This is a genomic window from Stenotrophomonas maltophilia (assembly GCF_001274595.1).
In the GTDB taxonomy this organism is placed as follows: domain Bacteria; phylum Pseudomonadota; class Gammaproteobacteria; order Xanthomonadales; family Xanthomonadaceae; genus Stenotrophomonas; species Stenotrophomonas forensis.
In genome coordinates, this window is record NZ_CP011010.1 from 1,543,189 (window position 1) to 1,557,249 (window position 14,061).

15 protein-coding genes are annotated in these 14,061 nt (G+C 66.5%); 5 read left to right on the top strand and 10 right to left on the bottom strand.

Annotated elements, in window-relative coordinates:
- Positions 1-10: 10 nt before the first annotated feature.
- The 6 genes from phoU to pstS (VN11_RS07115) form a co-directional block, all read right to left on the bottom strand.
- Entirely contained in the window at positions 11-718 is a 708-nt protein-coding gene (gene phoU / locus VN11_RS07090) for a phosphate signaling complex protein PhoU (RefSeq protein WP_008265615.1), read from the bottom strand.
- A 76-nt stretch (positions 719-794) separates the two neighbouring features.
- Positions 795-1,625: a phosphate ABC transporter ATP-binding protein PstB gene (gene pstB / locus VN11_RS07095; RefSeq protein ID WP_005408788.1), complete on the bottom strand. Its 831-nt coding sequence runs from the start codon at positions 1,623-1,625 to the stop codon at positions 795-797.
- A 19-nt stretch (positions 1,626-1,644) separates the two neighbouring features.
- Positions 1,645-2,508: a phosphate ABC transporter permease PstA gene (pstA, locus tag VN11_RS07100; protein WP_006428262.1), complete on the bottom strand. Its 864-nt coding sequence runs from the start codon at positions 2,506-2,508 to the stop codon at positions 1,645-1,647.
- Positions 2,508-3,476 carry a phosphate ABC transporter permease subunit PstC gene (pstC, locus tag VN11_RS07105; RefSeq protein WP_008267250.1) on the bottom strand — a complete coding sequence of 323 codons (969 nt, stop codon included), beginning with the start codon at positions 3,474-3,476 and terminating at the stop codon, positions 2,508-2,510. The genes pstA and pstC overlap by 1 nt, the downstream gene beginning before the upstream one ends.
- An 82-nt stretch (positions 3,477-3,558) precedes the next feature.
- Positions 3,559-4,647, bottom strand: a complete 1,089-nt coding sequence (pstS, locus tag VN11_RS07110; protein WP_053449244.1) for a phosphate ABC transporter substrate-binding protein PstS — start codon at positions 4,645-4,647, stop codon at positions 3,559-3,561.
- 487 nt (positions 4,648-5,134) lie between these two features.
- Positions 5,135-6,151: a phosphate ABC transporter substrate-binding protein PstS gene (gene pstS, locus VN11_RS07115; protein WP_008267138.1), complete on the bottom strand. Its 1,017-nt coding sequence runs from the start codon at positions 6,149-6,151 to the stop codon at positions 5,135-5,137.
- Positions 6,152-6,648: 497 nt separating this feature from the next.
- On the opposite strand from pstS (VN11_RS07115), the gene VN11_RS07120 reads away from it, so the two are divergent.
- Positions 6,649-7,881 carry a porin gene (locus tag VN11_RS07120; RefSeq protein WP_053449245.1) on the top strand — a complete coding sequence of 411 codons (1,233 nt, stop codon included), beginning with the start codon at positions 6,649-6,651 and terminating at the stop codon, positions 7,879-7,881.
- Positions 7,882-7,960: 79 nt separating this feature from the next.
- Here the strand turns inward: VN11_RS07120 and nth are convergent, their stop codons facing one another.
- Genes nth through VN11_RS07135 form a run of 3 tightly spaced genes read right to left on the bottom strand, consistent with a single transcriptional unit; the run spans position 7,961 to position 9,793 of the window.
- Entirely contained in the window at positions 7,961-8,653 is a 693-nt protein-coding gene (gene nth / locus VN11_RS07125) for an endonuclease III (protein ID WP_053449246.1), read from the bottom strand.
- Positions 8,653-9,006, bottom strand: a complete 354-nt coding sequence (locus VN11_RS07130; RefSeq protein ID WP_053449247.1) for a hypothetical protein — start codon at positions 9,004-9,006, stop codon at positions 8,653-8,655. Before VN11_RS07130 ends, nth begins: the two co-directional genes overlap by 1 nt.
- A gap of 4 nt (positions 9,007-9,010) precedes the next feature.
- Positions 9,011-9,793 (bottom strand): enoyl-CoA hydratase/isomerase family protein, encoded by a 783-nt coding sequence (locus VN11_RS07135; protein WP_053449248.1) that lies wholly within the window; start codon positions 9,791-9,793, stop codon positions 9,011-9,013.
- A gap of 167 nt (positions 9,794-9,960) precedes the next feature.
- On the opposite strand from VN11_RS07135, the gene VN11_RS07140 reads away from it, so the two are divergent.
- The 3 genes from VN11_RS07140 to VN11_RS07150 all read left to right on the top strand — a co-directional run bounded on the left by VN11_RS07140 (position 9,961) and on the right by VN11_RS07150 (position 12,476).
- Entirely contained in the window at positions 9,961-10,662 is a 702-nt protein-coding gene (locus VN11_RS07140) for an FKBP-type peptidyl-prolyl cis-trans isomerase N-terminal domain-containing protein (RefSeq protein WP_005408797.1), read from the top strand.
- Positions 10,663-10,773: 111 nt separating this feature from the next.
- On the top strand, positions 10,774-11,577 hold the full coding sequence (locus VN11_RS07145; RefSeq protein WP_053449249.1) for a CoA pyrophosphatase: 804 nt from the start codon (positions 10,774-10,776) through the stop codon (positions 11,575-11,577).
- Positions 11,574-12,476, top strand: coding sequence for a sulfurtransferase (locus VN11_RS07150; RefSeq protein WP_053449250.1), 903 nt, complete (start codon positions 11,574-11,576; stop codon positions 12,474-12,476). The genes VN11_RS07145 and VN11_RS07150 overlap by 4 nt, the downstream gene beginning before the upstream one ends.
- 316 nt (positions 12,477-12,792) lie before the next feature.
- Here VN11_RS07150 and VN11_RS07155 read toward each other — a convergent pair whose 3' ends face one another.
- A complete protein-coding gene (locus tag VN11_RS07155; RefSeq protein WP_053449251.1) occupies positions 12,793-13,359 on the bottom strand; it encodes an N-acetylmuramoyl-L-alanine amidase in 567 nt (188 codons plus the stop codon).
- 72 nt (positions 13,360-13,431) lie between these two features.
- Between VN11_RS07155 and VN11_RS07160 the strand changes: the two genes are divergently transcribed.
- On the top strand, positions 13,432-13,959 hold the full coding sequence (locus tag VN11_RS07160) for an alpha/beta hydrolase (RefSeq protein WP_006428866.1): 528 nt from the start codon (positions 13,432-13,434) through the stop codon (positions 13,957-13,959).
- Positions 13,960-14,061: the final 102 nt, after the last annotated feature.

Sequence of the window (14,061 nt, forward strand, 5' to 3'; positions counted from 1 at the left end):
CAGTGCAGCGTCAGGGCTGGCCGGTGCTGGAGGTCTCGTCGCGCTTTTCGCGCGGCGGCAGCGGCTGCTCGCCGTGCACCAGGAACCACACGTTCTCGGCGATGTTGGTGGCGTGGTCGCCCACGCGCTCCAGGTTCTTGGCCATGAACAGCAGATGGGTGCACGGAGTGATGTTGCGCGGGTCTTCCATCATGTAGGTCAGCAGCTCGCGGAACAGCGCGGTGTACTGCGCGTCCAGGCGGGCGTCGTCCTCACGCAGCGCCAGTGCGGCGTCGGCGTCGTTGTCGCGGTAGGCGGCGATGGCGCGGCGCACCTGCTGCGCGGCCAGGCGGCCCAGCGCACGCAGGCCCTGGATCTGCGGCAGCGGCGGTACCTTGCCCAGTGCGATCGAACGCTTGGCGACATTGGCCGCGTAGTCGCCGATGCGCTCGATGTCGGCCGGGATGCGCAGGCCGGCCAGGATCTCGCGCAGGTCGCGGGCCATCGGCCCGCGCAGCGCCAGGCGCATCACGTCGTGGCTGATCTGCTGTTCCAGCGCGTCGATGGCTTCATCGTTGGCGATGATGCGATGGGCGGCGTTCTCGTCGCGCTTCTCGATCACGTCCATCGCTGCTTCGAGCTGGGCGACGGCCATCTCGCCCATGCGCACGATTTCGGCCACCAGGCGCTGCTGCTCTTCGTCGTAGCTCTTGACGATGTGGTCGTTGGGAAGGTTCATGGTTGTTCCACTCTGTAGAGTCGAGCCATGCTCGACTGCCGTTGTCTGTAGAGTCGAGCCACGCTCGACTGACGTTTCAGCCGAAGCGACCGGTGATGTAGTCCTCGGTCTGCCGCTGCGACGGCTGCGAGAAGATTACTTCGGTGCGGTCGTGCTCGATCAGGTCGCCCAGGTACATGAAGGCGGTGTAGTCGGACACGCGCGCGGCCTGCTGCATGTTGTGGGTGACGATGACGATGGTGTACTCGTGCTTGAGCTCTTCCACCAGCTGCTCGATGCGGCTGGTCGAGATCGGGTCCAGCGCCGAGGTCGGCTCGTCCAGCAGCAGCACCGACGGGCGCAGGGCCACGGCACGGGCGATGCACAGGCGCTGCTGCTGGCCACCGGACAGGCCCAGCGCGCTCTGGCCCAGCTTGTCCTTCACTTCGTCCCACAGCGCGCCCTGGCGCAGCGCCTGCTCGACGCGGTCGGCCATGTCGGCCTTGCTCAGCTTCTCGTGGTGGCGGATGCCGTAGGCCACGTTCTCGAAGATGGTCATCGGGAACGGCACCGGCTTCTGGAACACCATGCCGACCTTGCTGCGCAGGCGGTTCATCGGGTACTTCGGCGACAGGATGTTCTCGCCGTCCAGCAGCACCTCACCGCGCGCTTCCAGCTTCGGGTACAGCGCGTAGATGCGGTTGAAGATGCGCAGCAGGGTCGACTTGCCGCAACCGGACGGACCGATCAGCGCGGTCACGCGCTTTTCCGGAATCTCCAGGTTGATGCCCTTCAGGGCGTGGAACTTGTCGTAGTAGAAGTCCAGTCCACGCGCGGCCAGCTTGACCGGCGACGGCGTGTGCAGGCTCTCGTGCGAGGACGGCACGGCGATGCGCTGCATCGGCACGGCATTGGAAAGGTCGTTCATGGCGTTATCCACGGAAAGGTCAGTCATGGGAGATACGGTTGCGCAGCAGGATGCCGCGGGCGGCAAGGCTGACCAGCAACACGAAGACAGTCAGCACCAGGGCACCGGCCCAGGCCAGCACCTGCCAGGATTCATACGGGCTGCCGGCGAACTGGTTCATCACCACCGGCACCGAGGCCATCGGCTGGAAGATGTTGTTGTTCCAGTACTGGTTGCCGAAGGCGGTGAACAGCAGTGGGGCGGTTTCGCCGGAAATGCGCGCCAGCGCCAGCAGGATGCCGGTGATGATGCCGGCCGACGCGCTGCGGTACAGCACCTGCACGATCACCTTCCACTGCGGGATGCCCAGCGAAAGCGCGGCTTCGCGCATCTGCGAAGGCACCAGGCGCAGCATTTCGTCGGTGGTGCGCACCACCACCGGCAGCACGATGAAGGCCAGCGACAGCGCACCGGCGAATGCCGAGAAGTTGCCGCCGGTCTGCATCACGTACAGGGTGTAGACGAACAGGCCGAGCACGATCGACGGCGCCGACAGCAGGATGTCGTTGACGAAGCGGACCACGGTGCCGGCCTTGCGGGCGTTGCCGTACTCGGCCAGCCAGGTACCGGCCAGCACGCCCAGCGGGGTGCCGATGCCGATCGCCAGCGCACACATCACGGCGCTGCCGAAGAAGGCGTTGGCAAGACCGCCTTCCTGCATCGGCGGCGGCGTCATCTTGGTGAACAGATCCAGGTTGATGCCGGCCAGGCCCTTGGAGGCCAGGGTGAACAGGATCCAGCCCAGGAAGAACAGGCCGAACAGGGCGGTGGCGCAGGACGCGGTGATGGCAACGACATTGCCGATGCGGCGGCGCAGGTACAGCGAATCAGCTGTGGTGGACATCAGTTGCCCTCCTTGCGGGACAGGCGCATCAGCATCAGGCGGGCGATGGCCAGCACCACGAAGGTGACGATGAAGAGGACGAAGCCGAGCAGCAGCAGGGCCGAGCGGTAGGTTTCAGTGGCCTCGCCGAAATCGTTGGCGATCAGCGCGGCGATGGTGGTGCCCGGCTCCAGCAGCGACGGCGACAGGCGCACGCTGTTGCCGATCACGAAGGCCACTGCCATCGTTTCACCCAGGGCGCGGCCGAGGCCGAGGAAGATGCCGCCGATCACCGCCGAGCGGGTGTAGGGCAGCACGATGTCCCAGCTCACTTCCCACTTGGTGGAGCCCAGCGCGTAGGCCGACTCCTTCAGGCGGGTCGGCACGGTCAGGAATACTTCGCGCATCACCGAAGAGATGAATGGAATGACCATGATGGCCAGCACGAAACCGGCGGTGAGCATGCCGATGCCCAGCGGCGGGCCCTGGAACATCGGGCCGATGATCGGCCACTCGCCCAGGGTTTCGTTGAGGAACGGGGTGACGTACTCGGTCATCACCGGCACCAGCACGAACAGGCCCCACATGCCGTAGATGATCGAGGGGATGCCGGCCAGCAGTTCGATGGCGGTACCGACCGGGCCACGCAGCCAGCGCGGCGCGACTTCGGTGAGGAAGAAGGCGATGCCGAAGCTGACCGGCACGGCGATGACCATTGCGATCAGCGCGGTGACCAGGGTGCCGTAGATCGGGGCGAGGGCGCCGAACTTGTTTTCGACCGGATTCCAGTCGGCGGAGAAGAAGAAGCTCAGGCCCTGCATCTGCAGGGCATGGCGGCCGCCCCACAGCATCGACAGCGCGGCGCAGGCCAGGGCGATCAGGACGAAGATGACGGTGCCGACCAGCACCCATCGGAACAGTTTGTCGTTGCGGGCATCACGCGCATCACGCGTGGACGGGGCGGCTACAGGCTGGGCGATGGCATTCATGGGGACGGCTGGGCCAGGAAGGGGCGGGGCGGCATGGCGTGGAAGCAGCGGTGCCCGCGCGGGGCGGGCACCGTCGTAACCATCACTTCAGGTCGGTCGCCCAGTAGGCCTCGATCTGCTTGACCAGTTCGGCCGGCAGCGGCACGTAGTGCAGCTCGTTGGCCTGGGCCTGGCCGTTCTCGAAGGCCCACTTGAAGAAGGCCAGGGTGTCCTGGTTGCGCTTGGCGTCCTTCGGCTGCTTCTGCATCAGCATGAAGTTGGTGGCGGTGATCGGCCACGCCTGGTCGCCCGGGGCATTGGTGATGACCAGGTTGAAGTCCTTGGCGCTGGCCCAGTCGGCGCTGGCGGCCGCGGCGGCGAAGGTCTCCGCGCTCGGCTCGACCCAGTTGCCGGCCGCGTTCTGCATGGCGGTGTACGGCATGCCGTTCTGCAGCGCGTAGGCCAGTTCGACGTAGCCGATCGAACCCTTGATCTGCTTCACGTAGGACGCGACGCCTTCATTGCCCTTGCCACCCACGCCGTCCGGCCACTGCACCGAGGTGCCTTCGCCGACCTTGGCCTTCCAGTCCGGGCTGACCTTGGACAGGTAGTTGGAGAAGTTGAAGGTGGTGCCCGAACCATCCGAACGGTGGACCAGGGTGATCTTGCCGTCCGGCAGCTTCACGCCCGGGTTGGCGGCGACGATGGCCGGATCGTTCCAGGTCTTGACCTTGCCCAGGAAGATGTCGGCCAGCAGGGCGCCGCTCAGGCGCAGCTTGCCGCCTTCCAGGCCTTCGATGTTGACCACCGGCACCACGCCGCCGATGGCGGACGGGAACTGGGCCAGGCCGGCCTGGCCCAGCTCTTCGCTGCTCAGCGGCTTGTCCGAGGAACCGAAGTCGACGGTGCCGGCCTTGATCTGGGCGATGCCGCCGCCGGAGCCGATCGACTGGTAGTTGATCTTGGCACCGGTGCTGGCGTTGTAGTCAGCCGACCACTTGGAGACCAGCGGGAAGATGAAGGATGCGCCCGCGCCGGAGACCTCGGCGGTCACCTTGGCACCGGCAGCGGCCGGAGCGGCAGCACCGTCGGCAGCCGGCTGCTGTGCGGCCTGCTTGTCGCCACCGCAGGCCGACAGGCCCAGGGCGATGGCCAGGGAAAGGGCGGCAAGGCCGGCCGAGTGCAGTTTCATGGTCACTCCATAGCGGGGAAGAGCCGACGGGGTCGGCGGATGCGGCTATGAAATGATGTTTTTGTTACAGCCGTATTACGACCATGACAGAGGTGTCCTGGATCACGTTCCGACAAGGGTTTCACAGGGTCGGCCACGATCCGGGAGACCCCCGCAGACCCCGGATCTGCGCACGGTATGACCGGCGGATGGCCTCCGTAGCGTCGAGCTTGCTCGACTGCTCCATGCTCTCGGTAGGTGCGGACCGTTGGTCCGCACACTTCAGCACCCAGCCGAGTCCTTGGCCCTTCGTAGAGTCGAGCTTGCTCGACTAGGGCCGACCAGGAGCAGTCGAGCAAGCTCGACTCTACCCACCCGGGGCAGTCGAGCAAGCTCGACGCCACCGGCAAACGAGAAAGGCGCGAGATCTCGAGGATCTCGCGCCCGGGTGGGATCGGCGGGGGAGAGAGGACCCGCCGATCCCGTTCCTGCGGGGGAACGCGCTTGCTTACTTCAGGTTCTGCGACCAGTAGGTCTCGATCTGGCGGACCAGGCTGTCCGGCAGCGGCACGTAGTCCAGCTGGCGGGCCTGGGCGTCGCCGCTCTTGTAGACCCAGCGGAAGAACTCCTGGGTGGCCTTGCCGTTGGCAGCATTCTTCGGCTTCTTGTGCACCAGGATGAAGTTGGTGGCGGTGATCGGCCAGGACTCGGCGCCCGGGGCGTTGGTCATCACCAGGTAGAAGTCCTTGGCGCTGGCCCAGTCGGCGCTGGCGGCAGCGGCGGCGAACGAGGCGTCGCTCGGCTGCACGAACTTGCCGGCGGCATTCTTCATCGCGGTGTACGACAGCTTGTTCTGCAGTGCGTAGGACAGTTCGACGTAGCCGATGCCGCCCTTGATCTGCTTCACGTAGGCAGCAACGCCTTCGTTGCCCTTGCCGCCGATGCCGGCCGGCCACTGGACCGAGGTGCCTTCACCGACCGAGCTCTTCCACTCCGGGCTGACCTTGGACAGGTAGTTGACGAAGTTGAAGGTGGTGCCCGAACCGTCCGAACGGTGCACGACGGTGATCTTGGCGCTCGGCAGGGTCAGGCCCGGGTTCAGCGCGGCGATGGCCGGGTCGTTCCAGGTCTTGATCTTGCCCAGGAAGATGTTGGCCAGCACGGTGCCGTCCAGCTTCAGCGCGCCCGGAGCGATGCCGGCCACGTTGACCACCGGCACCACGCCGCCGATCACCGACGGGAACTGGGCCAGGCCCGAAGCAGCCAGTTCTTCCGGCTTCAGCGGGGCGTCGGACGAGCCGAAATCAACGGTCTTGGCCTTGATCTGGGCGATACCACCGCCGGAGCCGATCGACTGGTAGTTGACCTTGTTGCTGGTGGCGGCGTTGTAGTCGGCCGACCACTTCGACATCACCGGGTAGATGAACGAGGCGCCCGCGCCGGTGATTTCAGCGGCGTTGGCGGCGAACACGGACGACGCTGCGAAGACGGCAACGGCAACGCGCGACTTGAAGGCGTGGATCACGGGGTGGCTCCTGGGTTGATTGGGATGCGGGGTTACCCGCCCGGTGCACATTCCATAACGGTTCGATGACAGCGCAGGGACCGTTGTATGACGCATCCATTACAGCGCTGCCCGGCGCCTGTGCGGCAGGGGCGTGAAGGAACGACGCACCCGTTGTGACCCCTTTCTATATGTCGCTGACGGCCTGTCCGATGCATGTGTGCTCCGGGCATTCCGCAGCGATCCGGCGTTTTTCGTGCGCAACCGGGCGGCAGGTGGATGCCGCGCGGCGGGCGGCCTGCGCGTCGACCCCGATACATCACGCCATATGCCGCAAGGGATCGACAAGGATGGCGCGACAAATGCGTCGTACGCATGACCGCACGAAGAAATCTGTGGTTGGTGCTCAGGTTGTCATTCGGCTGTCATGGTTTTAACGGAATGTTCGCAAAACGCTTGACCGGCCTGCCGGCGTGGCGTTCTGCCCAAGCCATTCCAACCCTCTGGAGAAATCCAAAATGCGTTCCCATTTGCTCGCCGCCGCGGTCGTTGCAAGCCTCGGTCTGGTTTCCGCCGACGCCTTCGCAGCTCCCGCCAGCACGGGCGTATCCCAGGCACAGCTGCAGCAGCTGCAGGCGCAGATCGCTGCTCTGCAGGCCCAGGTCCAGCAGCTGCAGAGCGACTCGCAGGCGCTGCAGGCGCAGTCCGACGCGCAGTCCGAAGTGAACATCACCCAGGCCCAGGCCCTGGAAGGTGCACAGAAGACCCAGACCAGCGTCGACAAGCTGGCCAAGCTGGTCAATGACAACAAGATCGGCGGTCGCATGTTCTTCGACCTGACCAACATCGACAAGACCAGCAACGGCAAGGACACCGCCGCCAGCGGCACCGGTCTGGACGTCAAGCGCTTCTACCTGACCGTCGACCACAAGTTCAACGACATCTGGTCGGCAAACCTGACCACCGACTTCCAGTACAGCTCGGCCATCGGCAATACCGAACTGTTCGTCAAGAAGGCTTACGTGCAGGGCAGCTTCGACCCGGCCTTCAACCTGCGCGTCGGTGCCGCCGACATGCCGTGGATCCCGTACGTCGAGAAGTTCTACGGCATGCGTTATGTCGAGAACACCCTGACCGATCGCCTGAAGTACGGCAACTCGTCCGACTGGGGCCTGCATGGCTTCGGCAACCTGGGCAACAACTTCAACTACGCCGTCTCGGTCGTGTCCGGCGCCGGCTACAAGAACCCGACCCGCAGCAAGGGCATGGACGTGGAAGGCCGCGTGGCCTACACCCCGAACGAGAACTTCGTGGTCGCCGTCGGTGGCTACAGCGGCAAGCTGGGCAAGGAAACCGACATCCAGAGCGCCGAGAACACCTACACCCGCGCCAACGCGATGGTGGCCTACGCCGACAGCAACTTCCGCGTCGGTGGTGAGTACTTCCAGGCCAAGAACCTCAACAACGTGCTGACCGTTGCCACCGACAAGACCAGCGGCTGGTCGGTGTGGGGCAGCGTGCGCGTCACCGACGGCGGCATCAACGTGTTCGGTCGTTACGATGACACCGACGTCAGCAAGACCCTGGACCCGACCCTGAGCGACAAGTACTGGAACGTCGGTGTCGAGTTCCCGGTCATGAAGAACCTCAAGCTGTCGACCGTGTACAAGTACACGCACCTGGCCAACGCCGGCGACAAGAAGAACGACAAGACCAAGGAATTCGGCGTCTGGGGCGACCTGTCGTTCTGATCACCTCAAACACAGTGTCTGAAATCGAGACGGCGGGCCTGGTGCCCGCCGTCTTCGTTTCGTCACAACACGGTCCGCGTCACGCTTCGGCCGTGGTCTTGTCCTTGAACCGGCACAGGTCGGCAATCACGCAACCCGGGCAATCCGGCTTGCGCGCCTTGCACACATAGCGGCCGTGCAGGATCAGCCAGTGATGCGCGTCGAGCAGGAACTCGGCCGGAATCGCCTTCACCAGTTTGTCTTCCACCTCGCGCACGTTCTTGCCGGGGGCCAGCCCGGTGCGGTTGGCCACGCGGAAGATATGCGTATCCACCGCCATCACCGGCTCGCCGAACGCCGTGTTGAGCACCACGTTGGCGGTCTTGCGGCCGACGCCGGGCAGCGCCTCCAGCGCATCGCGGTCACGCGGCACTTCGCCGCCATGCTTCTCCAGCAGGATCGCGCAGGTGGCGATCACGTTCTTCGCCTTGGCGTTGAACAGGCCGATGGTGGCGATGTACTGCTTCAGGCCGTCCTCGCCCAGCGCGAGGATCTTCGCCGGCGTGTTGGCCACCGGGAACAGGCGGCGCGTGGCCTTGTTGACGCCGACGTCGGTGGCCTGTGCCGACAGCGCCACCGCCACCAGCAGTTCGAACGGCGAGCTGTATTCCAGTTCGGTCTTCGGGTGCGGATTGAGTTCGCGCAGGCGGGTGAACATTTCCACCACGTCGGCACGCGGCATCACGCCGCCACGGCGCGCCGGTGCGCGCGCGGTCTTCTTCACCGTGGCCATTACTGCTCCTTGCCGGTGGCGCGGGCCTTGGCCCGGGCGAGAATGGCGGCGGCGGCAGCGGGCAGGGCCGGCTTCACGTCCGACGCCGGGGCGGGTGTCCGGCGTGCGTCGCGTTCGGCCTCACGGCGTGCCAGCCGCACCGCACGGGCGCGGTAGCGTTCGCGCGCGGCCCACGCGGCGTGCAGCTGCTGCTGGGCCTGCTGCAGGCGCTGCGGCAACTCGGGGTGGCCGGGCAGCAACTGTTCGTCGCCGGCACGGGCGACATAGTCCATCAGCCCGGCCTGCAGGGCGCCATCGAGATCGTCTGCCTGGACCCGGGCGAACAGTTGCGCGGGGTTGGGTCGGGATGCCATGGCGTCAGCGGTTCTGGAAGGCCGGCGGACGGCGCTGCAGGAAGGCGCTGGTGCCTTCGCGCATGTCCTCGGTGGCGAACAGCAGGCCGAACTGCGCGCTTTCGTACTCCAGCCCGGCTTCCAGGCTGCATTCGCCGCCCACGTGCACCGCATCGAGCAGGCCACGCAGGGCCAGCGGCGCCGAACGTGCCAGCTGGCGGGCTACGTCCTGCACGCGGTTGTCCAGCGCGTCGGCGGGCACCACCTCGTTGACGATGCCCAGTTCCAGCGCACGTGCTGCATTGACCGGTGCACCCAGCAGGCACAGCTCCAGGGTGGCGGCACGGCCGCACAGGCGCAGCAGGCGCTGGCTGCCACCGAAGCCCGGGATCAGGCCGAGGTTGATTTCCGGTTGGCCGACCTTGGCGGTATCGGCGGCGATGCGCAGGTGGCAGGCCATCGCCAGTTCCAGGCCGCCACCCAGCGCAAAACCATTCACGCGCGCGATGACCGGCTTGGGCATGCGTTCGATCTGGCGCATCAGGCCCTGGCCGAGCAGCGAGAAATCACGTCCCTGAACGGCGCTGAGCGTGTTCATCTCGGCGATATCGGCGCCGGCCACGAAGGCCTTGGGGCCGGCGCCGGTCAGCACCACCACGCGTACCTCCGGGTCGGCGGCGGCGGCGCTGAACGCCTCGGCCAGGGCCTGCAGGGTCGCGGCATTCAGGGCGTTGAGCTTGTCCGGGCGCTGGACGGTCACGGTGCGGATGGCGCCGTCGTCGGCGACAGCGATCAGGGCATCGGCCACGGGGAAACTCCTGGAACGTTAAAAAAAAGTGAGATTGAACTCCGCGAACGCAGACGGGTCATAGCCTGCATCGTGAGTAGCGGTTACACGTTGCGCCCGTTATCCTAACCCGTCGCCTCAGGGCGGCGCAGAACGTCCCTGAGTTACCACCCCTGGAGAACTGTTTGATGAAGTTGCGTTCTATCGCGGTCGCCGTCGCGGCCCTGGCCCTGACGGGCAATGCCTTCGCCCAGGACGTTTCGTCCGAAAAGGGCAAGCTGAGCTACTACTTCGGTTACGACTACGGCAACAACCTGGCGGAGCTGACCGGTCGCGGTGAGCAGCTGGACATCAACTCGGTGGTGAAGGGCCTGCAGGACGCCTACGCCAAGAAGCAGCCGGCGATCACCGCCGAGCAGCTGAAGCCGGCCGTTGAAGCGTTCCAGAAGCGCGAGCAGGGCCGTGCCCAGGCCGCCAAGGCCGAGTACGAAAAGGCCGCTGCCGAAAACAAGACCAAGAGCGATCAGTTCATCGCGGCGAACAAGGCCAAGGCCGGCGTGCAGTCCCTGCCGAGCGGCGTCCAGTACCGCGTGATCGAAGCCGGCAAGGGTGCCAAGCCGACCCAGGCCAGCACCGTGCAGCTGGAAGTGGCCGGTCCGTTCCCGTACGGCCAGCGTCCGACCGAAGCCCGTCCGGCCCAGCAGATCCCGTCGATCAAGGTCAGCGAAGTCGAAATGAAGGCCATGCGCGAGACCCTGCTGCAGATGCCGGCAGGCTCGAAGTGGGAAGTCACCCTGCCGCCGGACCAGGCCTACGGTGCCGACCCGCGCACCCCGTTCCCGCCGAACGTGGCTGTGCAGTTCGAGATCAAGCTGGTCAGCGTCAAGTAACATCAAAGCAGTAGACGAAACGCGCCGGTGATCCCACCGGCGCGTTTTTGTTTGTGCAGTGCCTGACGCGCAAATCCAGCCCATTCGCGCTACTGTTGCAGGGTGCAAACAATGGAAGAATCGGCGCGTGTTGTCGCAAGTCCCTGCATCGGAGTGTGCAAGCTGGATCCAGACCGGCAGTGCACCGGCTGCGGGCGGCATCTCGACGAGATCGCAAGGTGGTCGTCGATGAGCAACGAGGAACGCAGCCGCATCCTGCATCGCGTGCAACCGCTGCGCGAACAGCTTCAGCAATCATTGCGCGGCTCACTGGCCGACCACGAACGCCTGATGCGCGCGCTGCATCCGCTGGCCGTGCCGCCGCTTGGCGACGGCTGGAACCGCAGTGAACTGATCGACCTCCTGCCGCCCGGCCCCCCCGTGGAAGCGGCGGTGCTGGCCGGCATCGTGCCGCGTGCCAACGGCGCACAGGTAATTCTCACCCGCCGTACCGAGACCCTGCGCACCCATGGTGGCCAGGTCGGGTTCCCCGGCGGTCGCACCGAACCGGACGACCGCGATGCACTGGCCGCTGCGCTGCGCGAGAGCCAGGAAGAAATCGCGCTGGCGCCCGGCCAGGTGCAGGCGCTGGGCTACCTGGATCCCTTCGTGACGATCACCGGTTACCGGGTCACGCCGGTGGTGGCGGTGGTGGATCCGGACTTCGTGCCGGTGCCGCAACCCAGCGAAGTGGCCGAGGTGTTCGAGGTGCCGCTGGACTACCTGATGGCTGCCGACAACCTGCGCCAGGTCGAAATCAATCATCGCGGCCGCATCCGCCACGTCCTTGAATACGGCTGGCCGGGCCAGCGCATCTGGGGCGCGACCGCGGCCATCCTCTACAACCTGCGTCGCCGCCTGGAGCAAGTGCAATGAAGCCGATCGATCCGCCGTGGACCACCCTGGTCGATGTCGCCACCCTGGCCGCTGCATTGGGCGAGGGCGTTCGCGTGGTCGACGCGCGTGCAACCGCCAGCACGGCCGTGCGCGTGGTCGATGCGCGGTCATCGCTGGCTGATCCGCAGGCCGGTGGCGGCCAGTATCTGGCGGGGCATGTTCCGGGCGCGGTATACGCCGACCTCAATCGGGACCTGTCGGATCTGACCCGCAGCGGCCACGGCCGTCATCCGCTGCCGGACAGCGATGCCTTCGCCACAAAGCTGGGCCAGTGGGGTATCGGTCCCGACACCCAGGTGGTGGTCTACGACGGCAGCGACGGCAGCATGGCCGCCTCGCGCCTGTGGTGGCTGCTGCGCCTGATCGGGCACACCAAGGTGGCTGTGCTCGATGGTGGTATCGCCGCGTGGCAGGCCGCAGGTCACGCGTTGGCAACCGGCCAGGGCGAAGTAACGGCGCTGCCGGCTTACCCGGGCCGTTTCGACACCACCCAGATCGCCAATGCCGATGAAATCAGCGCACGTCTGAAGCACGCGCCGGGCTGGCTGGTCGACGCACGCGCGGGCGAACGCTTCCGCGGCGAAGTGGAGCCGCTGGACCCGGTCGCCGGTCACGTACCCGGCGCGGTCAACCGTCCGTTTGCGTTGAACGTCGCCGACGGCCGCCTGCGTGATGCACAGGAACTGCGCGCCGAACTGCAGGGCGTGATCGGCAACCGCGATCCGCAACAGGTGGTGCTGATGTGCGGCTCTGGCGTGACGGCCTGCCATCTGCTGCTGGCGATGGAATCGGCCGGTTTGTCCGGCGCACGCATCTACGCCGATTCCTGGAGCGGTTGGGTCAGCGACAGCAGCCGCCCGGTGGCCAGCGGCGCGTGAGCAATCCGGGCCAGGAGCAGTCGAGCGCGGCTCGACTCTACAAAAGCCCATTCCGAACGATTCGACGTTCATCCACGCATGGCGTGGATCTACCGTGTCGACCAAGGTCGACACCCACCCACAGCAGCCGGAATCTGTCGAAGGCGGGGTGGGTCCGGTTGCGGGGGCGTGAGCCGCATGGATGCGGCGACCGAGCCTGCATGGACGTATTTACGGCGTCCCCCGCAACCGGACCCACCCCGCCATCCCACCGACAGCCCGCTTTTGACGTTGACGTTGACGTTGCCTCTGCGGGTGCAGGGCGCAGCCCTGCCGATCAACCCACCGACTGCAGCGGCACCTTCGCCAGAATCCTCGCCCACGGAAACAACGGCCCCGGATCACGCTTGCGCGCCACTCGCAGCGTTGGATCGTCGCTGGCCACTACCTGCTCCAGATCCAGCTGGTCGTGCCCGGCAATCCGCCGCAGCGACGGATAGTGCGCCACCAGCGCCAGCAGCAGTTGTTCCAACGCCACCAGCTGCGCCTCGGTGTACGGCTCGTCCATCGCCTGGTGGCGGCTGTCGAACCAGTCCGGGTAACGCCCGGTATTGACCAGCTCGATACCCAGCGTCTGTGCGTTCATGCCGCGCACGTGGTGGGCCACCCGTTCCGGTGCCACGTACTGCACCACGCGACCGTCGCGATCGATGTAGAAGTGGCCGCTGTTGCCGGCGCCACTGTCGTACAGCACGCGCTCGCCGTACTCGCGGGCCATCGCCAGGTCGGGCAGCTCAGTGCAGTGGATCACCACCATCTCCAGCGTGGCCGGGTCGCGCAGCGGCAGGCGGTCGTGGTAGGGCAGGGGCTGCACTTGCAGGCCGGGCAGGAGCGGGTTGGGCATCCGGCGATGCTAGCATTGCGGCATGAACCTGCCTTCCCTTTCCTCATCGGCCCGCTCGCGCGGAGCGCGCGCATGAGCCGCGGCCACTGCATCCTGTCGCACGGTTTCGAGAGCGGCCCGGACGCGACCAAGGTCACCGCGCTGGCCGAGGTGGCACAACGCCTGGGCTGGACCCATGAACGCCCCGACTACACCGACCTGGACGCGATGAGCGAGGTCAGCCGGGTGGGCGACGTGCCGACCCGCCTGCGCCGCCTGGTCGAGCGTGCCGCCATTGCCGCCGGGCAGGGGCCGGTGGTGCTGGCCGGCTCCAGCCTCGGTGCCTACATTTCCGCCATCGCCTCGCTGCAGGTGCCGGTGGCCGGCCTGTTCCTGATGGTGCCACCGACCACCATGGGCCCGATGCCGGCGCTGGATGCCGCCGCGGTACCGACCACGGTGGTGCAGGCCTGGCACGACGAGGTGGTGCCGGCCGCCGGGGTCATCGCCTGGGCGCAGGCGCGTTCGGCGCAGCTGCTGCTGGTCGATGATGGGCACCGCCTTGAGCACCACGTGGAGGCCTCCGCGCAGGCCTTCGAGCGCCTGCTGCGCCAGCTGTGAAGCCCGGGCGCACGGCGCGCCCGCCCGCTTTGACTACAATGGCAGCCCCGCCGCCCCCGGCGCGGGCCTGCCGGCCGTGCCTACGGCCCTCCTTTCCGACTG